The 22,514-nt window shown below is 63.3% G+C and carries 23 protein-coding genes; 16 read left to right on the forward strand and 7 right to left on the reverse strand.

What is annotated here, in order from left to right:
- Positions 1-2: 2 nt before the first annotated feature.
- Positions 3-2,231 carry a sensor histidine kinase gene (locus AMS69_RS01355; RefSeq protein ID WP_053966306.1) on the reverse strand — a complete coding sequence of 743 codons (2,229 nt, stop codon included), beginning with the start codon at positions 2,229-2,231 and terminating at the stop codon, positions 3-5.
- A gap of 123 nt (positions 2,232-2,354) precedes the next feature.
- Between AMS69_RS01355 and AMS69_RS01360 the strand changes: the two genes are divergently transcribed.
- Complete coding sequence (locus AMS69_RS01360; protein ID WP_053966307.1) at positions 2,355-3,230, forward strand: homoserine kinase; 876 nt, start codon at positions 2,355-2,357, stop codon at positions 3,228-3,230.
- Between the two features lie 155 nt (positions 3,231-3,385).
- Here AMS69_RS01360 and AMS69_RS01365 read toward each other — a convergent pair whose 3' ends face one another.
- Positions 3,386-5,839: a DUF7827 domain-containing protein gene (locus tag AMS69_RS01365; RefSeq protein WP_053966308.1), complete on the reverse strand. Its 2,454-nt coding sequence runs from the start codon at positions 5,837-5,839 to the stop codon at positions 3,386-3,388.
- 358 nt (positions 5,840-6,197) lie between these two features.
- On the opposite strand from AMS69_RS01365, the gene AMS69_RS01370 reads away from it, so the two are divergent.
- The 9 genes from AMS69_RS01370 (at position 6,198) to AMS69_RS01410 (ending at position 13,832) form a co-directional block, all read left to right on the forward strand.
- Positions 6,198-6,848 carry an adenylate kinase gene (locus AMS69_RS01370; protein ID WP_053966309.1) on the forward strand — a complete coding sequence of 217 codons (651 nt, stop codon included), beginning with the start codon at positions 6,198-6,200 and terminating at the stop codon, positions 6,846-6,848.
- Between the two features lie 87 nt (positions 6,849-6,935).
- Complete coding sequence (locus tag AMS69_RS01375; RefSeq protein ID WP_053966310.1) at positions 6,936-7,826, forward strand: DUF106 domain-containing protein; 891 nt, start codon at positions 6,936-6,938, stop codon at positions 7,824-7,826.
- A 45-nt stretch (positions 7,827-7,871) separates the two neighbouring features.
- Positions 7,872-8,450, forward strand: a complete 579-nt coding sequence (gene cmk / locus AMS69_RS01380) for a (d)CMP kinase (protein WP_053966311.1) — start codon at positions 7,872-7,874, stop codon at positions 8,448-8,450.
- 4 nt (positions 8,451-8,454) lie between these two features.
- A complete protein-coding gene (locus AMS69_RS01385; RefSeq protein WP_053966312.1) occupies positions 8,455-9,345 on the forward strand; it encodes an RNA-guided pseudouridylation complex pseudouridine synthase subunit Cbf5 in 891 nt (296 codons plus the stop codon).
- Between the two features lie 89 nt (positions 9,346-9,434).
- Positions 9,435-10,055, forward strand: a complete 621-nt coding sequence (locus AMS69_RS01390; RefSeq protein ID WP_053966313.1) for a hypothetical protein — start codon at positions 9,435-9,437, stop codon at positions 10,053-10,055.
- A 45-nt stretch (positions 10,056-10,100) separates the two neighbouring features.
- Positions 10,101-10,292: a DUF1328 family protein gene (locus AMS69_RS01395; protein ID WP_053966314.1), complete on the forward strand. Its 192-nt coding sequence runs from the start codon at positions 10,101-10,103 to the stop codon at positions 10,290-10,292.
- A 74-nt stretch (positions 10,293-10,366) separates the two neighbouring features.
- On the forward strand, positions 10,367-11,044 hold the full coding sequence (locus AMS69_RS01400) for a nucleotide exchange factor GrpE (RefSeq protein WP_053966315.1): 678 nt from the start codon (positions 10,367-10,369) through the stop codon (positions 11,042-11,044).
- Positions 11,045-11,209: 165 nt separating this feature from the next.
- The gene (dnaK, locus tag AMS69_RS01405) at positions 11,210-13,111 is read left to right on the forward strand and encodes a molecular chaperone DnaK (RefSeq protein ID WP_053966316.1); all 1,902 of its coding nucleotides are present in this window, start codon (positions 11,210-11,212) and stop codon (positions 13,109-13,111) included.
- A 412-nt stretch (positions 13,112-13,523) separates the two neighbouring features.
- A complete protein-coding gene (locus AMS69_RS01410; protein ID WP_053966317.1) occupies positions 13,524-13,832 on the forward strand; it encodes a HalOD1 output domain-containing protein in 309 nt (102 codons plus the stop codon).
- Between the two features lie 84 nt (positions 13,833-13,916).
- On the opposite strand, the gene AMS69_RS01415 is transcribed toward AMS69_RS01410, so the two are convergent.
- The gene (locus AMS69_RS01415) at positions 13,917-14,435 is read right to left on the reverse strand and encodes a hypothetical protein (protein WP_053966318.1); all 519 of its coding nucleotides are present in this window, start codon (positions 14,433-14,435) and stop codon (positions 13,917-13,919) included.
- Between the two features lie 111 nt (positions 14,436-14,546).
- Between AMS69_RS01415 and dnaJ the strand changes: the two genes are divergently transcribed.
- Positions 14,547-15,701 carry a molecular chaperone DnaJ gene (dnaJ, locus tag AMS69_RS01420; protein WP_053966319.1) on the forward strand — a complete coding sequence of 385 codons (1,155 nt, stop codon included), beginning with the start codon at positions 14,547-14,549 and terminating at the stop codon, positions 15,699-15,701.
- Here the strand turns inward: dnaJ and AMS69_RS01425 are convergent, their stop codons facing one another.
- Positions 15,702-16,007, reverse strand: coding sequence for a nucleotide pyrophosphohydrolase (locus AMS69_RS01425; protein WP_053966320.1), 306 nt, complete (start codon positions 16,005-16,007; stop codon positions 15,702-15,704).
- 78 nt (positions 16,008-16,085) lie between these two features.
- Here AMS69_RS01425 and AMS69_RS01430 point away from each other — a divergent pair, with 78 nt between their 5' ends.
- Positions 16,086-16,835, forward strand: a complete 750-nt coding sequence (locus AMS69_RS01430; RefSeq protein WP_053966321.1) for a hypothetical protein — start codon at positions 16,086-16,088, stop codon at positions 16,833-16,835.
- 148 nt (positions 16,836-16,983) lie between these two features.
- Positions 16,984-17,169 carry a DUF7333 family protein gene (locus AMS69_RS01435; RefSeq protein ID WP_053966322.1) on the forward strand — a complete coding sequence of 62 codons (186 nt, stop codon included), beginning with the start codon at positions 16,984-16,986 and terminating at the stop codon, positions 17,167-17,169.
- A 213-nt stretch (positions 17,170-17,382) separates the two neighbouring features.
- Here AMS69_RS01435 and AMS69_RS01440 read toward each other — a convergent pair whose 3' ends face one another.
- Positions 17,383-18,132 (reverse strand): hypothetical protein, encoded by a 750-nt coding sequence (locus AMS69_RS01440; protein WP_053966323.1) that lies wholly within the window; start codon positions 18,130-18,132, stop codon positions 17,383-17,385.
- Between the two features lie 118 nt (positions 18,133-18,250).
- On the opposite strand from AMS69_RS01440, the gene AMS69_RS01445 reads away from it, so the two are divergent.
- A complete protein-coding gene (locus AMS69_RS01445; protein ID WP_053966324.1) occupies positions 18,251-18,922 on the forward strand; it encodes a halocyanin domain-containing protein in 672 nt (223 codons plus the stop codon).
- 15 nt (positions 18,923-18,937) lie between these two features.
- On the opposite strand, the gene AMS69_RS01450 is transcribed toward AMS69_RS01445, so the two are convergent.
- Positions 18,938-19,468, reverse strand: a complete 531-nt coding sequence (locus AMS69_RS01450; protein WP_053967008.1) for an SRPBCC family protein — start codon at positions 19,466-19,468, stop codon at positions 18,938-18,940.
- A gap of 142 nt (positions 19,469-19,610) precedes the next feature.
- Between AMS69_RS01450 and AMS69_RS01455 the strand changes: the two genes are divergently transcribed.
- Positions 19,611-19,886: a MarR family transcriptional regulator gene (locus AMS69_RS01455; protein WP_053966325.1), complete on the forward strand. Its 276-nt coding sequence runs from the start codon at positions 19,611-19,613 to the stop codon at positions 19,884-19,886.
- A 100-nt stretch (positions 19,887-19,986) separates the two neighbouring features.
- Positions 19,987-21,060, forward strand: coding sequence for a tubulin/FtsZ family protein (locus AMS69_RS01460; RefSeq protein ID WP_053966326.1), 1,074 nt, complete (start codon positions 19,987-19,989; stop codon positions 21,058-21,060).
- Positions 21,061-21,100: 40 nt separating this feature from the next.
- Here the strand turns inward: AMS69_RS01460 and AMS69_RS01465 are convergent, their stop codons facing one another.
- Positions 21,101-22,444, reverse strand: coding sequence for an alkaline phosphatase family protein (locus AMS69_RS01465; protein ID WP_053966327.1), 1,344 nt, complete (start codon positions 22,442-22,444; stop codon positions 21,101-21,103).
- Positions 22,445-22,514: the final 70 nt, after the last annotated feature.

The raw sequence follows: 22,514 nt of genomic DNA on the forward strand, positions 1-22,514 counted from the left end.
TATCAGCGGTTGTGGGATTTAGTTTGCGCTTCGGTCGCCGCCGTCTCGGTGTCGACGGGCTGGTCGTCTGCGGCCTCACTGCCTGTCACCGCCTGCTGGAATTCGAGGACAGCGACCGTCCCTGTCGGGTGATTGTCTTCAAACCAGAGGGTCCCGCTGTACAGCTCCATCATGACCGAGACGAAGTAGAGGCCGAAGCCGCCGGCGGTCTGGTCGGGCGAGAGCCCGCGTTCGAACACCGTCGTCTTCAGTTCGTCACTCATACCGGGGCCGTTGTCAGCGATGCGGACCTGCAGCCAGTCACTGGCCTGCTGGACCGACACAGTCACCTGTGGGATGTCGGCATCGTTGTGCTCGACCGCGTTCCGGAAGATACTCAGGAGGACCTCTTCGAGCAGTTCGTTCGCCTGCACGCTGTAGTCCTCGTCGAGTTCACAGGAGACGGTTACCGAATCGTACTCGATCCGGAGCGACTCAATCGAGCGACGGAGCGTGGCGTTGAGGTCGACGGCGTCCAGCCGCTCGGCTTCGCTCGCTGTCACCGTGTTGTTGATATCCCGGATCGTTTCGCTCATCTCAGTGAGCTTCCCACACCAGTCGCTGATGCTGTCGAGATGTCGCTGTTTCGACCGCGGTACGGCTTCTCTGATGTGTTCCGTGCGGCCGCGGATGACGACCATCGCGTTGTGCAGCGAGTGTCTGAGGACGCCGTTGAAGAACTCGATCTGCTCGCGGCGGCGCTGGACAGAACTGCGGCTCTGGCGGAGTTCGCGCTCGCGTTCGACTTGATCGAGGGCCACCTGCGTCGTCTGTGCGAGAATCGCGGCGTACCGCCTGTCCTCTGTGGCAAGGGTGCTGTCGTGTGACGTGATCGCCATCACGCCGTGGGAGCCGAGCGGCAGCATGAGGGCGTTGTCGAGCGGGTCGAGTCCATCCTGGTCCAGTGAGACGGCCTGTATCTCACCCGTCTCGTACGTCTTCCAGAGTTTGCTTTCGGGCTCGTCCGTTGGCGAACCGTACAGCAGTTCTTCCTCGACGTTCTGTTCGATCGACTCACTGATAACGGCCGGTTCGAGAACACGATCGTTTTCGATGAACACCCCTGCTGCGTTCTTATCGAGAACGGCCGTCGCAAACTCGACGGCCATCTCAGCGACCCCCTCGGCGGTCTCCGCTTCGATGAACTGCTGTGTTGCGGCTTGCAGCGCTTCGAGTCGGTCCTGCCGGCGCTGCTGGCCCGTCACGTCTCTGAGAACGACGAGCCGACCGCGTTCTGTCCCGGACTGATCAGTGAGGCTCGTCGTCTGTGGGTTGTAGTACGTGAACGAATCACCGAACGAGAACACCTCGCCACGCTCGATGTGCTCGACGATTCCCGGAGCAAGATCATCGAGTGATTCTCCGTCGGGGTCCGGATGATCTAGCGCGCTGGCCGCTGCGGCGTTGTAATCGATAATTACACAGTCGTCGTTGAGAGCGATGACCGGGTCTGGAAGGTTGTCAACGAGCGTATCTCCCGACAGCGTCGTCACAGACAGCGATTCGTCCTTGAACAGCACCCACCCGACGAGCGCCGCGTTGACCGAGAACGCCATCGGCGTAAGGTCGATAGCCGGGTGCGGTGTGTAGCCGAAATCATACAACACAGCGACGAATATCGGGAGGCTCGTTCCGACAAGGATCGCCGCTGTCTGTCGCCGATAGACGTTCTGCGACCGGAACAGGAACTCAAGCAGAAGTCCGTCTCCGAGCAGTAACAGCCCGTAGCTGACGGCGAGAAGTACCGCGAACGTTGGACCGCGCTGGATGGCGACCAGTGTCGTCCCGAGCTGCGTGACAGGGACGGCTGTCACCTCGACGAAGTCGTGTGCCTGGTCCGTCAGCAGTAGTAGCACGTCCGCGTTTACCGCGAGAAACAGCGGTACGAGCGACGATGGCCGAAGCCACGACTGGCGGCCAGTGTAGACGAGCGCGAAGACGATCCAGAGCCCGATGATCTGCATAGCGGCGGTTCGGGACAGCAGATACACTGTCTTGACAGCGGCGGGGTCCGAAACCACTATCTGCCATATCGAGATAGCACACCAGCAGCCCCCAGCGCCCGCGAGCCAGCCGTACTCGCGAGCGGCAGGGACATCCTGGTTTCGAGCGGCGACGACAGCGATTGCGAAACCGACGAGCGCCCCACCCACGTTCCCGAGGATGGCGACCGTCCCGATGCCGACATCCATATCGATACCTATTCCAACGTCAGCTTTCCCTGTATTATGCCTTTGGGCCGCGTTCTCAGTACTGCGAAGCGGCCACAGTGTCGGTTCGCTACCTTTTTGCCTACACTGCTGAAACTCGCAGGCATGCTGACAGTCCGGGCGCCGGCTACCAGTGCAAACCTCGGGAGCGGCTTCGACGTATTCGGCGTCGCACTGGAGCGTCCGGCCGACGTCGTCCGTCTGGAGAAAGCCGACCGGGTCACCATCGAGGTGACTGGCGCTGGCAGCCAGTACATCCCAGAAGACCCCGACAAGAACACCGTCGGTGCTGTCGCTGACGCGCTCGATGCACCGGCACGCATTCAGATAGACAAGGGCGTCCGTCCCGCGTCTGGGCTTGGCTCCTCCGCGGCCAGCGCCGCCGCAGCGGCCGTCGGGCTGAACGAACTGTACGACCGCGGCTACTCCCGCGAGGAACTGGTCCCCATCGCCGCCAAGGGCGAGGCCGTCGTTTCTGGCGACGCCCACGACGACAACGTCGCCCCCTCGATCATGGGTGGGTTCACCATCGCGACCGACAAGGGCGTCACGCAGGTCGACGCCGACATCCCGCTCGTGGCGTGTCTCCCCGATATCGTCGTGTCCACGCGGGACGCACGCAATGTCGTCCCTGAGACTGCCCGCGTCGACCAGATGGTAGAGACGGTCGGAAACGCCGCGTCGCTGACGACGGGGATGCACCGCGACGACCCAGAACTCGTCGGTCGAGGGATGCACGACACTGTTGTGACACCGGCCCGCGCGAAACTCATCGACGGCTACGAACAGGTCCGCGAGGCCGCCATAGCGGCCGGCGCGACTGGCGTCACTATCTCCGGGGCCGGCCCGACTGTCATCGCCGCGTGTGCCGAGGAAGACCGCCGAAAGATTGCGAGTACGATGCTCGACGCCTTCAGCGAGCGCGGCGTCGATGCCCGCGTGTACCAGACCCGGATCGGCCGTGGCGCGGAGATCTTCTGAGCGGCGGACCGGTTCCTGCCGCATTTCGACTGTTCTCCGGCGACGAGTGACCGCATGACGGTGACAAACTCGAACAGCCACAGCAAGCACAGTCGCTCACCGGACGGCGGCCCCCACGCAAAAAAGCGGATTGTCAGGGACCAGACCTGTCTCGGTCAGGTGTCGTGTCGGACGGCGAGGAGCGCCGCGGCGACAAGCGCCACGAGCGCAACGGCCGCAGTAAAACCGGGACCGGATGCGGCCGTAGTGCCGGTATCGGTACTGCCCGTTGCGGTCTGTGCCTCGGTCGGCGCTGCAACCGCGCCGTCACTGCTCTCCGTCGGTGTCGGGGCTTCCGTCGGCCGGTCAGTCGGCTCTTCGGTCGTCGCCTCGGAACTGCTGGCGCTGGCATTCGAGGATTCCGCGGCGTCGTTTTCGACGGCCGCCGTGACGATACGGCCGTCTCCGTCGACAGCGAAACTGTCGCTATCCACGTCAAGGACATCCGCAGTGAAGTTCACGCCAGCTGCGTACTCGCTCATGTCGGCCGTGGCGGTGAACGTCCCGTTCGACGCGACGGTCGCCGCGGGACGGCGAATGAACGGATTCGCCTCGCTCTCGGAGTCGAGGCTGACTTCGACCTCCGAACCGGGCGCGATAGTCGTCGTTCCCGAGACAGACTGGTTCGCGGCGGCCTCGACAGTCACGAGCCCGTCGGTCGCGTCGAGACCGGCGTCGCGCTCTGTGATTGTGTAGTTGGCCGTCCCGCTGTCGTCCTCGTCGGTCAGCCCCGTCGCGTCCGAGACGACGAACGTCGTCGTAACCTCGTCGTCGTCCCCGCGGATCGGTGTCCCACTCTGATAGTTCGCGCTCGCGAGTTCGACGGCGACAAAATACGTGTCGTTGTCGGGATCGTCGACGACGACAACGTTGCTGTCGTTGAGTCGTAGCGGGTCCGCGTCAGCGTTCGCACCGACGTTCGTCCGGTTGACCCAGATATTGAACGCGTCCCCGTCTCCGGTGGCTTGGAGGAACGCAGCCGTGGTGTCGCCCGCGCCCTCGACATCCGACCGGTAGTCGAGCGCGCCCTCGATACCGGTGGCAGTGATCCGGTGGACCACGATGTCACCGTCCGCGACCTCGCTCGACTGCGTGAGGTTCGCCCCGACGCGGTCGTGGATTCCGATATCCTCGTCCGTGAGGTCGGCGTCCTTCGGGGCGACCCAGCTCTGGACGCGCTCCGTCGAACGTGTTTCGAGGCGGAGCGTCCCAGTTGTATCGGGGTCATCGCTCCTGCTCGTGCCGGCGGTTGCATTCATCTCGTAGCTGGCCGCCTCAAGCGCTTCGGCCGTGAGATCGTCTCGCGCGAACGAGCCACTCTCGCTGACGCCGCTGATCTCGTCATCGCCCGAGACGCTGAGGACATCGCTCGCCGAAATGCTCGCGTTCCCGCTGTTGGGGACGCCCGCGAGGTAGCTGTTGAACAGGACGGTGACCTCACCGTCGCCGTCGTCGTCGGTGATCTGACCCGAGACGGCGTAGTTCTCCTCGCTTTCGTCCCCGATGACCACGTAGCCGTCGTCGGTGTTCTCGAACCGGTACGTGACGCTGACCACGTCGCCCCGCTCGTCGGAGACGACGCTGTTCTCGAAGCGCACCTCGCCCTCCTGTGCCTCGGAGACGCTGATGTCATCCGAGGTGACCGTGACGCCGGTCTGGTTATCCGTGACGCTGACCGTGTACGGTCCGTCGTCGGCAGACTGGCTGCCGAAATCGAACTCGACAGACTCTGTTCCGTCGAGGATCTCGACCGCGGTGGCAACTTCGTCGCCGTCGCTGGCGGACAGCGTCGCGGTCGCCGCCGTCCCACCGCGGACAGATGTCACGTCGGCGGTGACACTGTCCTCGTCGGTGATATTTGTGTCCGCCTCGATGGTGAGGTCGAGGTCGCTGAGACGGAAGCCTGCGGTATCGGAGCCTGCGGTGATATCGTAGCGCTGTCCCGCGTCGAGGTCGTCCGTATCAAGGACGTAGACCTGGCTGTTGTCCGCATAGCTTCCATCGAGGACGACGCTCCCGCCGTCGGCCTCGACGAGCAAGTCAGAGTCAGGATCGGCGTCGATATCTTCGATAGCGATGACCTCGCCGTGATAGACGTTCACATCGGAGTCACTGCTGGAGGCCGGTGTGATCGTCTGGGAAGTCACGTCTATGTCTGTCGCGGTGACGGCGTCGCTCCCAAAGTCGGTGAGCGTCACCGTCAGGTTCCGGTCCGGCGTCACGTCTTCCGTAAGGTCGATTGCGACGCGGCCGCCGGTCCCATCCGCCTCGATGCTATCGACCAGCGTACCGGAGACGTCGTCGCCGTCAAGATAGACTTCGAGTTCGCCGGTCCCGTCGAGTCCGTTCGTGACGGACCTGCTCAGCGCCAGTTCAACCGTACTCGCCCCACTGGCGTCGGAGTACTCGACTGCCTGCTCGACGCTCACGTTACTGGCGGCCGCCGCCGTCCCGGAGACAGCGACAGTTCCCGCGACCACTGACATCAGCAACAGCGCCGAGAGCAACACACTGCGGAGTTTCTCGGTCGCCCCTGTTCTCGATTCCGTTGTCGTGCGATCTGTCCACATCGACGATCTCCGCCGCAGACTTCGTGCGTCGTTCGGAGAGTCACGCCGAGTCGAACTATCGGCATTGCACACCATGCGTTTTAGGCAAGCCTAAAACAACACATATAGATTGTGGATTTTAGGCTAGCCAAAAAATATGAGGTTCACTGAACCGCATCATGCCGGTCTGGCTGTCTGAGTGGTTTGGCGTGTTTTTAGGTACGCCTAAATCATAAAGGCGTTCCGGTATTTACGCTAGCTAAAATGTCCCGGCGGCAGTTTGGGCGTGCTAGCATCCCACCACAATAGCGGGAGACGCAGCCCACTCCGACAGGCGCGTTTGGACAACCATTTAACCGACCCCTTAGAATCCCTGCCCATGTCGAATCCGCGAATCCTGATTCTCGGGCCGCCGGGAGCCGGCAAAGGAACGCAGAGCGCCAACCTCGCCGACGAGTACGGCGTCGAACACATCACGACCGGTGACGCGCTCCGGGCGAACAAGGACATGGACATTAGCGACATGAACACCGAGTACGACACGCCCCGCGAGTACATGGAAGCGGGCGACCTCGTCCCCGACGCGGTGGTCAACGCTATCGTCGACGAAGCGCTCTCACAGGCCGACGGCTTCGTCCTCGACGGCTACCCGCGTAACCTCGACCAGGCCGAAGAACTGGAAGGGATGACCGACCTCGACGTGATTCTCTCGCTCGATGTCTCGCGGGAGGAACTGGTCGACCGGCTCACCGGTCGCCGCGTCTGTGACGACTGCGGAGCGAACTACCACGTCGAGTTCAACCAGCCCGAGGAGGAGGGTGTCTGCGACGAGTGTGGCGGCGACCTCATCCAGCGCGACGACGACAACGAGGAGTCCGTCCGCAACCGACTGGACGTGTTCGACGACAACACCGCGCCAGTCATCGACCACTACGAGGACCACGACGGCTTCGTCGCGGTCGACGGCGAGCAGACGCCCGACGAGGTCTGGAGCGAGATTCAGGCCGCTGTCGACGCACAGACGGCCTGAGACCCGGCGCACCTACCGTTCGAGGGCGATATCGTCGAGACAGTCAGAGTAAAACGTTGATATGCCGTCGCAACTCAAGCACACACAATGGCACGTACCGCGCCGAAGGTAGAACGACTCGCCGAAGACGGCGAGGCAATGACTGACGCGCTCTCGACGGTGCTCGCTGCGGCCGAAGAGAACGGGACCGTCACCTGGAGTGACGTGAGTGACGACCTCACGAGCGGTGAGTGGGGACGGCTCATCGAGTCCGGCCTGCTCATCGACGCCGATGGCGAGGGGTTCGTCATCGACGACCCCGAGGGCGTCCGCGAGGCGCTCGAAGAGTCCGACGCGGCACCGAGCGATGACGACGAGGACAGCGGCTGGTCGAAGTGGGACAAGCTCGCCGGCCTCGGAACGCTCGGCCTGTTTGCCGGCTACTCGATGACTTCTGTCCGGGACGTTATCGCGGGCGGGGTCATCGATATCGTCCTCGGGCCGCTCAACGATATGCTCCCCTTTTATGTCGTCATCCTGGTGCTTGCGATTATTACCGGGACTACCTCGACGATTCTGCAGGACAACCTCATGGACATGTCGGGGATGGGTGACCATCAAGAGAAGATGGAGGACCTGAAAGAGCGCCGCAAGGCTGCGAAGGAACGCGACGACCAGGAAGCTCTAGACCGGCTCGAAGAGGAGCAGATGGAGCTGATGACCGACCAGATGGGGATGTTCAAACAGCAGTTCCGCCCGATGGTGTGGATCATGCTGGTCAACATCCCGCTGTTCCTCTGGCTCTACTGGATCGTCTTCGGAGCCGGCGTCGAGGCGAGCCCGGTGATTACGCTCCCCATCTTCGGGGAGGTCGAGGCGTGGCGCAACGGCATCGCCGGCCCGGTCCAGGCGTGGATTGTCTGGTACTTCCTGTGCTCGCTCTCGTTCACCCAGATCATCCGGAAGGCGCTCAACGTCGAGACGACGCCGACCGGGTAGGCACGAAGAGACAGCCCTTTCTATCGGGGCCACCCGAACACCTCTATGTTGATTACCGTCTCCGGGCCGGCCGGCAGCGGCAAGAGTACACTTGCCAAGAGTCTGGCCGACGCACTGAATTACGAGCACGTCAGCGGCGGCGACATCTTCCGCTCGCTGGCCGAAGAGCGCGGGATGACACCGCTCGAACTGAACAAAGCCGCCGAGGAGGACGACCAGATCGACCGCGACCTCGACCGGCGGCTCAGGGACATCGCCGCCGAGCGCGACGACCTCGTGCTGGAGTCCCGTCTCGCCGGCTGGATGGCGGGCGAGTACGCCGACATGAAACTGTGGCTGACTGCGCCGCTGGACGTGCGCGCGGACCGCATCGCGACGCGGGAGAACAAGCCCTTCGAGCAGGCCAAGACCGAGACGAAAGAGCGCGGCGAGAGCGAGGCCCAGCGCTACAGCGACTACTACGACATCGACTTCGACGACCTCTCTATCTACGACCTGTCGGTCAACACCGCCCGCTGGGACCCACAGGGCGTCCTGAGCGTGACCCTCCATGCCGTCGAGTCGTACAGCCCCGATGGCGACGAAGGGAAGGCACCGGTCGAGAACATCCGGTACGAGTTCTGAGCCGATGACGCTCCGTGACCCGCCCGGCGACCGCGACCTCGACTCGCTTCGGTCCTTCGGCGTCGTCAATCTCGACAAGCCGCCGGGGCCGTCGGCCCACCAGGTCGCGGCCTGGATTCGCGACGCCACCGGCCAGGACCGGGTCGCCCACGGCGGAACGCTCGACCCGAAAGTGACGGGCTGTCTGCCCGTGTTGCTCGGCGACGCCGCCCGGATGGCGCAGGTGTTCGACGACGCCGTCAAGGAGTACGTCACTGTGCTGGAACTCCACGACCAGGTCCCGGCAGACATCACGGACATCGTCGCCGAGTTCGAGACTGACATCTACCAGAAGCCACCTCGGAAGAGTGCGGTGAAGCGCCAGCTGCGCTCTCGCCGGATTCACGCACTGGATATCCTCGAACAGGGTGAGCGCCGACTGCTCCTGCGAGTCCGGTGTGCTTCGGGCACGTACATCCGGAAACTGTGTCACGACATCGGGCTGGCGGCGGGGACCGGGGCACACATGGGCGACCTCCGACGGACGGCGACGGGGACCTTCGACGACGCGTCGCTATCGACAATGCACGACCTCGTGGACGCGATAGCCTTCGCTGAGGACGGTGACGAAGCACAACTGCGCGAGATTATCCAGCCCGCAGAACGCGCGCTGGTCCACCTGCCGCGGGTCACGATTGCGCCCAGCGCCGCCCGCGAAGTCGCCGAGGGCGCGCCAGTGTACGCGCCGGGCGTCATCGAAGTCGGACCAGCCGAGGTGGGCGACGCGGCGCCCGAAATCGGGACTCAGGTCGTCTCCGTTACTCCCGACGGCGCTGCAGTCTGTCTCGGAACACTCGTCGGCGACCCAGACGCAGATGACGGCCTCGTTGTCGAAATCGACCGCGTGCTGGTATAAGTCGGCGTGCCGGTGCCGGCGTCGGTCGTGCTGAGCGGGTATGCGTACGTCGCGGGAAAAACTAAGACCGTCTCCCACGTAGTACTAGCATGGACCGATGGGTCGACCCCGACGAGGCCGACCCGGCGCAGTGGCGTGGAAGAGGGCCGTACGACGACCTGCGCCGGGGCGCTGAGACGGTCTCGGTACTCGAACGCGCCCTCCGAACGTCGTTACCATATCAGCACGAGGTCGACATTCACCACGACGACGACGTCGCCGAACAGTTCCAGTCCAGTGAGTACGAACACGCACGTGTCATCTACAACAGCGGCGTAGACGCCAACCGGCGGATCAAGCTCCTTACCCGCGGGGTGCTGTGGGGTGGCGGTGAGACACACCAGCGGTTCCAGGCACAGTACCGCCGACCGCCGCCGCCGGCTGAGTCCGTTCCGTTCGGGGAGTACACCGTCTGGAGCCGGTACCAGTACGGGACCATCGAACGGACCGACGACGGGCTGACGTTCACCGAGAGCGATGAAACCCCGGACGAATCGCTCCGAGAACTCGACTGGGGGGCTCTGTTCGACCCGGTTCAGGAACGGCTCGCAGAACTGGAGCTGGTCCGGAATCCCACCTTCGGCAAGTACCGTCTCGAGGAACTCGACGAGTGGGAGGCCTACCGAACGCGGTTCCAGTACGACCCCGGCGCGTTCGCCGTCGGCCCCTGATTAGTGGCTGTATAATAAACGGGGGAGAAGGCGTTGCATACGGTCATGACGCACCTACTGACCACGGTCCCGCTCCAGGCCGGCGGCGGGTTCCTCGAACTGGCGTTGCTGTTCCTCGTCCTCGCTGTCGTCGCCGGACTGGCTGGGCTGGGCGGTATCGCGGGACTCAGCATGCGAATCGCAAAAATACTCGTGGTCGTATTCCTCGTCCTGATGGTCGTTAGCTTCCTGCTGTGATGCCGTGTCGGTGGCCAGTGTTACCGCCAGACCGTTTCTGAATCCTTTTATCCACGTGACGACTTCTATCGGGTATGACTGAGCAGGACGCAGCCGACGACGCGGCCGCGACCGAGGAGTCGACCGCGAGCGAGGCGCAAGCGGACGACGCGGACATCGAGGACGCGCCGGAAGGCGTCGATGCGGACGAAGTCGACCTCGGCGAGTTTGATATCGACGACGAATTGGTCGACCGGGTCGCCGAATCGGATCCTGAAGACATCGCCCGGGAACTCTCCGCGCTACGGACGCGCGTGGACAGCCTCGAATCGCAGGTCGAACAGCAGGACGGCGACATCGAGGAGCTAGAGGAGAAGCTCAAACGCAAGCAAGCGGAGTTCCAGAACTACAAGAAGCGGATGGACAAGCGCCGCGAGCAGGAACAGAAGCGTGCCACCGAAGACCTCGTAACGCGTCTGCTCGACGTTCGAGACAATCTGGAGCGGGCACTCGACCAGGACGAGGACACGGACATCAGGGGCGGCGTCGAGTCCACGCTCCGCCAGCTCGACGACGTACTCGACGCAGAGAACGTCGAGGTTATCGACCCCGAGCCCGGCGAGGACGTGGACCCGACACAGCAGCAGGTGCTGGCCCGCGTCGACAGCGACCAGCCCGAGGGGACCATTGCAGACGTCCACCGGCCCGGCTACGAGATGGCCGACAAGGTGTTGCGCGAGGCGCAGGTCACGGTCAGCGAGAGCGAGGAGTAGCGGGCGATATCGACGGTATAGCGGTCGTATAGCGGTACATTAAATAATCACCGGTCAGAGAAGACTATCGAGTATAAAACCGCCCGGAGGAGGTCCCTTTGTCCGTTTTTCCAATCAGTACATCTAGCAACTTTTAACCGGCCCAATCCGCTATGAGCGGGTAAGATGGCGAGCAACAAGATTCTGGGTATCGACCTTGGGACCACGAACAGCGCGTTCGCGGTCATGGAAGGTGGCGACCCCGAAATCATTGTCAACGGCGAAGGCGAGCGGACAACACCGTCCGTCGTCGCGTTCGACGACGGCGAGCGACTCGTCGGGAAGCCGGCGAAGAACCAGGCGGTAAAGAACCCCGACGAGACGATCCAGTCGATCAAGCGCCACATGGGCGAAGACGACTACACGGTCGAACTGGACGGCGAGGAGTACACGCCGGAGCAGGTCTCGGCGATGATTCTCCAGAAGATCAAACACGACGCCGAGGAGTACCTCGGCGACGAGATCGAGAAGGCGGTTATTACCGTCCCGGCCTATTTCAACGACCGACAGCGCCAGGCGACCAAGGACGCCGGCGAAATCGCTGGCTTCGAGGTCGAGCGCATCGTCAACGAGCCGACCGCGGCCGCGATGGCCTACGGTCTCGATGACGAGTCCGACCAGACCGTTCTCGTGTACGATCTCGGTGGCGGCACCTTCGATGTCTCTGTCCTCGACCTCGGTGGCGGCGTCTACGAGGTCGTCGCCACGAACGGGGACAACGACCTCGGTGGCGACGACTGGGACCACGCCATCATCGACTATCTGGCCGACGAGTTCGAGGCCGAACACGGCATCGACCTCCGCGACGACCGGCAGGCGCTCCAGCGGCTGACCGAGGCCGCCGAAGAGGCCAAGATCGAACTCTCCTCGCGCAAGGAGACCCGCATCAACCTCCCGTTCATCGCGACCACAGACGACGGCCCGCTGGACCTCGAACAGAAGATCACGCGTGCGAAGTTCGAGTCCCTGACCGAGGATCTCATCGAGCGCACCGTCGGCCCGACGGAGCAAGCGCTTGCCGACGCGGACTACACCAAAAGCGACATCGACGAGGTCATCCTCGTCGGTGGCTCGACGCGGATGCCACAGGTGCAGGACCAGGTCGAGGAGATGACCGGGCAGGAACCGAAGAAGAACGTCAACCCCGACGAGGCCGTCGCACTGGGCGCGGCCATTCAGGCCGGCGTCCTCTCCGGCGACGTGGACGACATCGTCCTGCTCGACGTGACGCCGCTGTCGCTGGGTGTCGAGGTCAAGGGCGGCCTCTTCGAGCGGCTCATCGACAAGAACACCACCATCCCGACCGAGGAATCGAAGATCTTCACGACCGCACAGGACAACCAGACGCAAGTCCAGATCCGTGTCTTCCAAGGCGAGCGTGAAATCGCCGAAGAGAACGAACTGCTCGGCGCGTTCGCGCTCTCGGGCATCCCGCCGGCCCCCGCCGGCACCCCCCAGATTGAAGTGTCGTTCAACATCGACGAGAACGGCATCGTCAACGTCGAAGCCGAGGACAAGGGCTCGGGCAACAAGGAGGACATCACCATCGAAGGCGGTGCCGGTCTCTCCGACGAGCAGATCGAGGAGATGCAACAGGAGGCCGAACAGCACGCCGAAGAGGACGAACAGCGCCGCGAGCGTATCGAAGCCCGCAACGAGGCCGAGGCGTCCGTCCGCCGCGCCGAGACGCTCCTCGACGAAAACGAGGAGGAGATAGACGACGACCTCCGGGCCGACATCGAGGCCAAAATCGAGGACGTCGAGGAGGTCCTCGAAGACGAGGACGCCACGAAAGAGGACTACGAGGAAGTCACCGAGACCCTGAGCGAGGAACTGCAGGAGATCGGCAAGCAAATGTATCAGGATCAGGCCCAGCAGGCCGCAGGCGGCGCCGCGGGCGCTGGTCCGGGTGGCGCGGCCGGCCCCGGCGGTGCTGCCGGACCGGGCGGCGCAGCAGGCGGCGCGGCCGGACAGGGTGAGGAGTACGTCGACGCCGACTTCGAAGACGTCGACGACGAAGACGAATAACGCAGATCACATCGCTTTCGTCAGTATAACGGAGTGGAAGCTGACCGACTGGCAGGCCATCACCGAACTGTGACCGGCTGGCACAGTCACGCCAGTTCGGTCTAGTACTGTGAGGTGGTCGAAGCAAAGTGCAGTGGCGAAAGTGACCGTTCGTCGCCTGTCTGTACGTGGTTGAACTGCCGAGCAGGAGTCGTCTAACCGGAGCGTTCTCCTCAGAAGTTACTGTACTGTGAGCCAGTCCAGCTGCGACAGGATGTCACGTTCGGAGCGGCTCTGTATCGATGCAGCTCCAGCCCCGACAAGAGGGTCGATGTTCGGGTCAAGCAAACTTAGTTGCCCTCTCCAATATATACGAAAACTGACTTGTAAATTAATCGTAGAATTAATATGTTTGACTAACACAGTTCTAGTAATGAGTGGGTCCGACAGCCAGCCCGGCCGGCCATCTGACGACCCGGACACGCTCCATATGGAGTTCGACTGGAACGCGGTCTCACCGTCAGTAGCAGTCGTACAAACGGTCGCAATCGCGGCTGACCGGGAGGCCACAGAGCTGTCGCCGCTCATCGAAACGCTCGATCCGGACGCGCTCGATCAACTATTTGTTCAGTCGTCAGGGCCAGACAGTACCGTCTCGCTTTCGTTTCGGTTGGGCAAGTACGCAGTAACCGTGACCGGAACCGGGGACGTGTATGTCCGAGCCGAGTCTGTCAGTTTGTGACTGCGCGCGCGGAAGGAACACCACCGTCGAAGCCCAAGAACGCTTCTCGGAACCGCTCTGGCGGCGCTCCCTGTGAGGAAACAGTCAGCCGGTCTCATTCCCGAGCGTTACTGTATCGAGCGTCGTCGTCCGCTCGTCGGGCGCACCGAGCGGCCGGCCGGTCCATCGGACAGCGACGGTGTCGCCGCTATCGAGATAGAAGCCGACCGAGATGTCGCCATCAAGGTAGTTCCCGTCACCGTCCGAGTCCACGCGCGGGTCGTCAACAACGACCGTGTCGCCGGAGCCGACGGGCAATTGGTCCGCCTCAGCCCACGTCAGCGTAGTCGAGCGGTTCCGGTCGGTGTCGGTGACGACGAGCGCCACCGCGTGCGTGCTGGTGTCCGTGAGACGGTCTCCGTCGGTGTGGGTGAGCGTGACTGTCCCCGCCTCGGCATCGAACTGGCCGTCGATGGTGACCGACGGCGACGCCGTCCGCAGGTCAGCGCCGGGGCCGACGACGAGTGCGACCAGTCCGACGACGGCCAGCGCCGCGAGCCCCCAGACTGCGACTCGCTCGACCGTGACGAGACCCCGGTGACCACGCGACGACTCAGGACTCATTGCCCGAATCCTCCCCCGGCACGAAAATAAGCGCCCCGGTACGGGCCGAACACGACTAATCGGTAACCCGTTCTTTTGAAGTAGCTCAATCGTCTAAGCCTTGTACAACGAATGAGTCAGGATTTCTACGAGATACTGGGTGTCTCTCGGGACGCCTCCGAAGACGAGATCAAGGAGGCCTATCGAGAGAAAGCCCGGGAATACCACCCGGACGTGAGCGACGATCCCGACGCCGAAGAGAAGTTCAAGCAGGCCAAGAAGGCCAAGGAGGTCCTCACCGACGAGGAGAAGCGCCAGATGTACGACCAGATGGGCCACGAGCGCTTCGAGCAGGCCGAGAAGCGCGGCGGCGCTGGCGGTGGCGGCGGCCGCGGCGGGATGGGCGGGGACCCGTTCGGTGGCGGCGCTGGCGGTTTCGATATGCAGGATATCTTCGACCAGTTCTTCGGAGGCGGCGGCCGCGGCGGGCGCGGTGGCAGCCGACGGCGACAGGGACAGGACCTCCAGACGAGACTAGAGATCGACCTCGAAGAGGCCTACAACGGCGCAACGAAGCAGCTGAACGTCACTCGGCCGGAAGCCTGCGACGACTGTGACGGGGCCGGTCATCCACCGGGAGCCGACTCACAGACCTGTCCGGAGTGTAACGGCCAGGGCCAGACGACACAGGTCCAGCAGACGCCGATGGGACGGGTTCAGCAGACGACGACCTGCCGCCGGTGTGAGGGCGAAGGGACACTGTACGACGAAACGTGTTCGACCTGCCGGGGCAACGGCGTCGTCCAGAACGACGCGAGCCTCGAAGTCGAGATCCCGTCCGGTATCGCCGACGGACAGACGCTCCGGATGGAGCGTGAGGGCGCGCCCGGGGAACACGGCGGCCCGAACGGAGACCTGCTCATCGAGGTGAGCGTCCGCGACCACCCGGACTTCGAGCGCGACGGTGACGACCTGCAACACCAACAGGCCATCTCGTTCCCGCAGGCCGTCTTCGGCGACAACATCACCGTCCCGACGCTGGACGGCGAGGTCGAGGTCGACGTGCCAAGCGGTACCCAGAGCGGTGAGGTGTTCCGTCTAGAGGGCAAGGGTATGCCCCGACTCCGCCGCCGCGGCCGGGGAGACCTCTACGTGCAGGTGCAAGTCGTCACACCCGACAGCCTGAATGCCGAACAGAAAGAGGCCCTCGAACAGTTCGCGGAGGCCGGCGGCGAAGAGGTCGACGTCGAGGAAGGTTTCTTCGAAAAGCTGAAGAACTCGCTGTAGTCAGCCGTCACTCTCCGACGTCTCGCTTGCTCCGGATTGGCCCTCGTATTTCGTAAGCGCCGACGAAAGCGCGGCATCGGCGTCGATATCGAGTTGCACGCACAGCGCGAGGAGTGCAAATAGAGCGTCGCCGAGTTCCTCCTCCCGTACCGACAGTGCGGCCGAATCAGTACCGTAGCCGGTCGTCTCGTTGACTGTGGCCGCAATATCCCCGAGTTCAGTCACTACATCGAGCAGTCGGTAGGCGGGCGGCGTGTCGATGTCGCTCTGGCTGAGTACGTCAGCGATCTGTTGTTGTCGTTTCATTTACGGGCAGTGGAGGAGCCCACTCACATCCGCTTTGTGGCCGCGCTGTTTTTCATCGGTGGGACCGAACGACGACGTATGCAGGTACTCGGTGACCTTGTCGCGCAGGCCCGCGACCGCGACGGCGTCCTCTTTCGTTCGCCGGAGCGGGCGACGCCGTACAGCTACTCCGATTTCGCCACGAACGCCTGGAAAGGTGGGAACCTGCTGCGGCACTACGGCGTCCGACACGGGACGCGGGTCGCCGTCGTTGTCGGTCCCAAAGAGCCAACCGACAACGATCGACCGGGTTACCTCCGGGACGCCCCGGACGCACTGCTTGCCTTCCTCGCAGCGGCGCTCGACGGCGCAATCGTCGATATGGACCCGCCGAACGCGGTCGACGCGACGGCGCTCGTCGCGCCGGCAGCGTGGCTCGACCGCTACGCGCAGGGACCGGGAACCAAGGGACTGGCCTACGGCGGTCCGGTCGATGACCCGACAATCGCCCAGTTTGAGCGAGAACTGTGGAGCGAGAACCCGCTTCAGCCACCGGGTGAGGTCGCGCCTGACGACGCTGTCCTGGCAGCTGACAAGACGTACACGCACGGCGAACTCATGGCCGAAAGCGGCCGCGTCGTCGCCGACTACGACATCGACGCAGAGACGACCGTCGCGCTTCGGGCACCGATGACAACTGCAGGCGCGGTCGTCGCCGGACTGCTCGCACCGATGCGGACCGGTGCGACAGTTGTGTTCGGCGGCGACGAGGCTGCGGATGTCGCTGTTGCTGACGGGGACGTGCCAGAGGAAATCGTTGTTCGACCGGGCGACGCAACACCGTCGTAGCGACCCGGCAGCCGTTCGGCATTGATGTGCTCAGCGGGTACGCGGCACTCGCCGTGTTGATGTGAGGAAGAAGCGGACCCGCTGGTCAGTCCGTTGAAGGCACTGTTGCTTTCTTAAAGAATTTATTCGTCCGGCTACAATCGGACGTATGGATTTTGACTTCGTGTCAGCAGTTGCCCCACTCGTCGTGATTGTCGCCGTCGCGGCGGTCGCGCTCACGAGGGTGATGACGTCCTCGACAGTGTTCATGATGGTGCTGCCCTCGATGATCGTCTTCTCCGTCGTTGCGTTCTTCTTCGGAATGAAACACGGCGAGTTCCGCGCCAGTCCGTAACCACTCTCAGGCCGCGAGGTCACGGACCAACGACCCTGAGTTACTCCGATTTCAATGTCACTCGGTTACCGGCAGGGCTGCGTCTTGGCTGATATAGGTCTGTCTGAAGACTCACTGTCAGACGACAAAATCCCACGACGTTCGGGAAGTACCTCGTCGAACTCAAGACCGGGCTGTCGCCGGAGCCGAGGTCGTCTACACGGGGCTTTGCCGTTACTCAGTCGGGCGGACGAAGTCCGCAAGCGTCACCAACACGCCGAGTACCCACCCTAGCGGGATGGAGATACCGAGCCAGATGATGACGTAGGCGATGCCTTCCCGGTCGAAATTCTCGATGAAGAACTCCGCGACGCCGACGGCGGCCAGCACCTCGTAGAGGAACCACCGAGACAGCGAGTCGCTTGCGGGAATGACGACCGAGGCGACAGTCGTCGAGTACAGCGCGGCGACGACCGGCGGCAGGAAGATAGCTGTCATAGCGAACGGATACGCCAGTGCGACCGTCGTCCCGCGGCCGCCGACCCGCCGGAACGTGACAGCCAGTGCGGCCGACAGTGTCGCAACGCCGCCGGCGACAGCAACGGCGGTGAACCCACCCGACACGAGGTTGATGCTCCCCGGTTCGAGTCGCGCGAGCGCCGCCAGACCGCCCCAGGCGAGGACGGAAAGGAGAACGACGCCAACAACACCCAGACGGGTCGCCGTGCCGTCGATGCGGCGGGTCTGGTAGCGAAGGACGACGCCACACAGTACTAGCGGATACACCAGCGCGATGACTGGGACCCCGAGCGCAGACCAGAGGTGATAGAGAGCCAGCCCGATCGAGGAGTCCGGTGTCCACGTCCCGAGGACGGTGTCGTTAGCGTTTCGCTGGCGTGGATACACGAGTTCCATCCACGTTTCGTGTAATCTATTGAGGTCGATACGGATCCCGCCGACGACCCCGTGGCTTCCGGTAGACATACCGGTGGTTTCGTTCTACCGGCGTTAAATGTTTCACGGCACCTGTGACTGTTGTGTGATTGCGCTGCGCCGATTCGAAACCGACATATTCAGGACGGGGAGTCCCAAACGGTCAGGTATGACAGACGGTAGAGCGGACGTGTCCCGTCGGGGCTTCCTGCGGACGGCGGCAGGGGCCACGGCTGCGTCGGCCGCAGCAGGCACCGCGACCGCACAGGAAAGCACCGAAGGCGGCGACGGCGGTGGCGGCGGCGGACCGCCAGATTTCGGCGGGTTCCTCGACCAGGTCGGGAACTTCGACGGTTCGGTCGCCGACGCGACCGGACAGGACACGGCGACAGTGGAAGTTGGCGTGCAGGCCAACGGCGGTGCCTTCGGCTTCGGTCCGCCCGCGATTCACGTCGACAATGGTGCAACGGTCCAGTTCGAATGGACGGGCAACGGTGGCGGCCACAACGTCGTCTCGGACGGCGAGGGGCCGCTTGACTCCGGGAGCGCCGTCTCCAGTGCCGGCGTCAACTACGAACACACCTTCGAGGAGGACGGCATCTATCCCTACGTCTGCGTGCCACACGAAGGGCTTGGGATGAAAGGGGCTGTTGTCGTCGGGACGGACTACCCAACGAAGTCCTCTGGTGGCAGCGGCGGTAGTAGTGGAAGCTCCGGCCCGCCGGAAGTGCCAAACAGCGCGAAAACGCTCGGTGTCGCAACCTCGTTCGTGATGGTCGCGACGCTCGGGCTCGCGTATTTCTTCATCCGATACGGCGGCGACTACGAGACGCCCGAGTAACGCTCCGCCACCGGGTTACACCGAATCCGGGCCGGCGTGAATCTCCAGGTCGACATCCCGTTCCTGCCCTTCGAGGTCCTCGACGACGCGTTCGACGATTTTGGTCGCTTCCTTGCGGATGAGCGGCTTGACTTTCTCGATAACCCAGTCCATCGAAACGAGTCGGGGGAGGTCGATGGCACTGCTCGATGCCGACCCGGGGTCGAACGCGACGTGAAACCGCACCCGTGACGCCGTCTCCACGTCCGCCGGGACGCCGTCCGGGTCCGGCTCGACCGCCCAGTACCCCTCGGCGTCGATGTCTTTGACGATCCGCCAGTCGATGCGCGTCGGGGGCGAAACGTCAGTTACCTCCGAGCGCGCAGTGTAAGAGAGCTTCCACCACGAAAACACGAGGTCGTAGTTCGTCCCCGGCGAACCGTCGCCGTCCTGGACGACGCGGTCGAGGTACTCGGAGTACCGCGCGTAGCCCGGGAAGTCCAGCAGAAACTCGTAGACGTCTTCGGGTGGGACATACACGACTGTGCTGACCTCGACTTCGTCCACGTCTGTGACACCGGATGTACTGACCGTAAACTTTCGGGCATGGAGCCAGGTCCGTGGCCGCGATTTTTGCCGTAACATTTCTACAGAGCATAATTACGAACAGAAAATATTATTATCCTGTATTGGATACAGTGGTAGTACCATGAGTGCATCCGACATCCAGTCCGCTGATACCGACAGCGAATATGAGAGTGGTGGATGGGAAGCCGTCCGCGATCTCCCGCCGAGCGCGAAACTCGTCGCGAAAGTCTTGGAATACAACGAAACCCTGACTCAGGGCCAGCTCGCCGAGGAGACGCTACTGCCGCCACGGACGGTTCGGTACGCCCTCTCCCGTCTCGAAGAGATCGGCGTCATCGAGTCCCGGTTTTCCTTCGCCGACGCTCGCAAACGGATCTACACGCTTCAGGTCGAGTAGGCGCACCCTGTATTCCGGGTCAAGAGCTGTTTTACCCTCCTTATCGCCCGTTCACGGCGTGAGGACAACGTTGATTAGTCAGCCTCACAAGACATCTGGTATGAAAGTCGTCCTGATTGGTGTCGGGCAGGCTGGTGGGAAAGTGACCCAGTCGCTTGCCCAGTTCGATTACGACATGGGGTTCAATGCTGTTCGAGGAGCCCTCGCCGTTAATACGGCACGAGCAGACCTCCAGAACCTCGATATAGACACAGCCCTCATTGGACAGGACCGCGTGAAAGGTCACGGCGTCGGCGGTGACAACGAACTCGGCGCCCAGATTATGCAGGAGAACGCCACTGAAGTGCTCGACGAACTCGACGGTCGCATCACGACCGAGGCCGAGGCCATCGTCGTCGTCGCCGGCCTCGGCGGTGGCACCGGTTCCGGTGGCGCACCGATGCTCGCCCGCGAACTCAAGCGTATCTACGAGAAGCCGGTGTACGTCCTCGGCATCCTCCCCGGCCGGGACGAGGGCGGCCTCTACCAGGCCAACGCCGGTCGGTCGCTCAAGACCGCTGCCCGCGAGGCGGACTCCCTCCTGCTCGTCGACAACGACGCCTGGCGGGGCAGCGGCGACAGCGTCGCCGCCGGCTTCGAACGCGTCAACGACGCCATCTCACAGCGCGTCGGCCTGCTGTTCGCCTCCGGCGAGGCAGTCGAAGGGGTCGGCGAAAGTGTCGTCGACTCCTCTGAAATCATCAACACGCTCAGGGGCGGCGGCATCGCCTCTATCGGGTACGCAAGCGCCGAGGCGAGCGAAGACGCCGGCGAGAACGTCAATACCATCACCAGCGTGACCCGGAATGCTCTCCTGACGAGCATGAGCCTGCCCAACGCGGTCAAGGCCGACTCGGCCCTCCTCGTCGTCGCGGGTGACCCCGAACGGCTCTCGCGGAAGGGTATCGAACGAGCGCGCCGCTGGGTGGAAGACGAGACCGGGAGTATGGAGGTCCGGGGCGGGGACTTCCCACTCGGCTCGGATAAAGTTGCGTCGCTCATCGTTCTTTCGGGCGTCGAACGGTCCAAACGGGTCAACGAGTTCATGGATCGCGCCAAAGAAGCAGCGAACTCACAGGGCGCAACGACCGACCCGGACGAGTTCACGAACGACGAGCTGGACGGCCTGTTCTGACTGCTCCGGGTCTCAGAATCACTCGACCGCAGCAAGAGCCTCAGGCGAGGCTGCTACCGTCGAACTGGGCGCGGTCGAAGTCGTGATCGAGGAGGTCGAGAATAGTCGGCGCGATGTCGTAGAGGTCGGCGTCGTCGATGCGAACGTCCGGGTCGTCGACCAGCAGCGTCGCGTTGTCGAAGCTGTGCATGCCGTTTCGTGGCCCGACGCCGAACACGTCCTCGGAGCCCTTGAACCCGGCTTTCAGGTCGAAGCCGTGGTTCGGGACGACGGTGAGGTCCGGCGCGATGTCGTCGTGGTCGCCGCGGAAGGCGTCCTCTTTGGTGACCACGCGGTCAGCGACCTTCTTGCCGTCCGGGCCTTCGAGTTCTTCGAGACGCTGTTTGAGGTCGGCGCGGACGGACTCGTACATGTCCCGCGGGACGCCGCCGTTCGGTTCGCGGTCTTCCAGGTTGATGTAGAAGCGGCCGGGGATGAGCGAGTAGGCCTTCGTGTCCTCGCTGATATCGCCGAGTTCGGAGTGGTCGTCGTCCTCGTAGTCGAGCCACCCCTCCTGCTGGAGCCACTCGTTGAAGTGGACCTCGTAGTCAAGCGAGGTGAATCCGTGGTCAGAGGCGACGACCATCGTCACGTCGTCGGGGAGTCGGTCACGCAGGTCGCCGAGGTAGGCGTCGACCTGTTTGTAGAACTCGAAGAAGGCCTCCTGGTTCTCGCCGTCGCGCTCGTAGTCTTTGAACAGGAAGTGGTTGACCCGGTCCGTGGTCATGAACACGCCGAAAAACAGGTCCCAGTCGTCCTGCTCGACGTAGTGTTTGAACGTCTCGTAGCGCTTGTCCAGCGTCTTGTGGGCGTCTTCGACGAAGTCGCTCTTGTCGTCGTCGTGGCCGAGTTTGGCGTTGACGTCGATGCGGTAGTCGTTGTCCTGGAGGTGGTCCCGGAGTTCGTCCGGGTAGGCGGCCTTGTCGACGCCGGGCGAGAGGAAGCCCGACACCATCCGCTGGACGTTCCGCTGCGGTGGGAAGGTTACCGGGACGTTCAGCACCGTCGCGTCTCGGCCGTCGTCGGTGACGCGGTCCCAGAGCCGCGTCGCCTGCACGTCACGCCCCATCGGGACGTAGGTGTCGTATGAGCCAACCTCCCGGTCCTGGAAACCGTACACGCCGGTCTGTCCGGGGTTGACGCCGGTCGTCAACGCTGGCCAGCAGGCGCTAGACTCGGGCGGGACGATGCTGTCGATGGGGCCGGCGCTTCCGTCCGACGCCATCTCCGTAAGGTTCGGAAACACGTCAGGGTGTTCGTCGATGAGGCTGAACGGTACGCCGTCGATGCCGAAGAAGGCAACACGCGGTGCGTCGTCGCCTTTCAACCGGTCGAATAATCCCATACGACCCGTTAGTCAGGTCAGGAACAAGAAACTTCTTTTCGGAGCCGCGTCACCGAAAGCGGCAAAATCA

The sequence above is a fragment of the Haloarcula rubripromontorii genome (genome assembly GCF_001280425.1).
Taxonomy (GTDB): Archaea; Halobacteriota; Halobacteria; order Halobacteriales; family Haloarculaceae; genus Haloarcula; species Haloarcula rubripromontorii.

Excerpts from the sequence above, each read along its gene's own strand:
- AMS69_RS01355 (WP_053966306.1), bottom strand. The coding sequence starts at position 2,231 with ATGGATGTCGGCATCGGGACGGTCGCCATCCTCGGGAACGTGGGTGGG.
- AMS69_RS01360 (WP_053966307.1), top strand. The coding sequence starts at position 2,355 with ATGCTGACAGTCCGGGCGCCGGCTACCAGTGCAAACCTCGGGAGCGGC.
- AMS69_RS01365 (WP_053966308.1), bottom strand. The coding sequence starts at position 5,839 with ATGTGGACAGATCGCACGACAACGGAATCGAGAACAGGGGCGACCGAG.
- AMS69_RS01370 (WP_053966309.1), top strand. The coding sequence starts at position 6,198 with ATGTCGAATCCGCGAATCCTGATTCTCGGGCCGCCGGGAGCCGGCAAA.
- AMS69_RS01375 (WP_053966310.1), top strand. The coding sequence starts at position 6,936 with ATGGCACGTACCGCGCCGAAGGTAGAACGACTCGCCGAAGACGGCGAG.
- cmk (WP_053966311.1), top strand. The coding sequence starts at position 7,872 with ATGTTGATTACCGTCTCCGGGCCGGCCGGCAGCGGCAAGAGTACACTT.
- AMS69_RS01385 (WP_053966312.1), top strand. The coding sequence starts at position 8,455 with ATGACGCTCCGTGACCCGCCCGGCGACCGCGACCTCGACTCGCTTCGG.
- AMS69_RS01390 (WP_053966313.1), top strand. The coding sequence starts at position 9,435 with ATGGACCGATGGGTCGACCCCGACGAGGCCGACCCGGCGCAGTGGCGT.
- AMS69_RS01395 (WP_053966314.1), top strand. The coding sequence starts at position 10,101 with ATGACGCACCTACTGACCACGGTCCCGCTCCAGGCCGGCGGCGGGTTC.
- AMS69_RS01400 (WP_053966315.1), top strand. The coding sequence starts at position 10,367 with ATGACTGAGCAGGACGCAGCCGACGACGCGGCCGCGACCGAGGAGTCG.
- dnaK (WP_053966316.1), top strand. The coding sequence starts at position 11,210 with ATGGCGAGCAACAAGATTCTGGGTATCGACCTTGGGACCACGAACAGC.
- AMS69_RS01410 (WP_053966317.1), top strand. The coding sequence starts at position 13,524 with ATGAGTGGGTCCGACAGCCAGCCCGGCCGGCCATCTGACGACCCGGAC.
- AMS69_RS01415 (WP_053966318.1), bottom strand. The coding sequence starts at position 14,435 with ATGAGTCCTGAGTCGTCGCGTGGTCACCGGGGTCTCGTCACGGTCGAG.
- dnaJ (WP_053966319.1), top strand. The coding sequence starts at position 14,547 with ATGAGTCAGGATTTCTACGAGATACTGGGTGTCTCTCGGGACGCCTCC.
- AMS69_RS01425 (WP_053966320.1), bottom strand. The coding sequence starts at position 16,007 with ATGAAACGACAACAACAGATCGCTGACGTACTCAGCCAGAGCGACATC.
- AMS69_RS01430 (WP_053966321.1), top strand. The coding sequence starts at position 16,086 with ATGCAGGTACTCGGTGACCTTGTCGCGCAGGCCCGCGACCGCGACGGC.
- AMS69_RS01435 (WP_053966322.1), top strand. The coding sequence starts at position 16,984 with ATGGATTTTGACTTCGTGTCAGCAGTTGCCCCACTCGTCGTGATTGTC.
- AMS69_RS01440 (WP_053966323.1), bottom strand. The coding sequence starts at position 18,132 with ATGTCTACCGGAAGCCACGGGGTCGTCGGCGGGATCCGTATCGACCTC.
- AMS69_RS01445 (WP_053966324.1), top strand. The coding sequence starts at position 18,251 with ATGACAGACGGTAGAGCGGACGTGTCCCGTCGGGGCTTCCTGCGGACG.
- AMS69_RS01455 (WP_053966325.1), top strand. The coding sequence starts at position 19,611 with ATGAGTGCATCCGACATCCAGTCCGCTGATACCGACAGCGAATATGAG.
- AMS69_RS01460 (WP_053966326.1), top strand. The coding sequence starts at position 19,987 with ATGAAAGTCGTCCTGATTGGTGTCGGGCAGGCTGGTGGGAAAGTGACC.
- AMS69_RS01465 (WP_053966327.1), bottom strand. The coding sequence starts at position 22,444 with ATGGGATTATTCGACCGGTTGAAAGGCGACGACGCACCGCGTGTTGCC.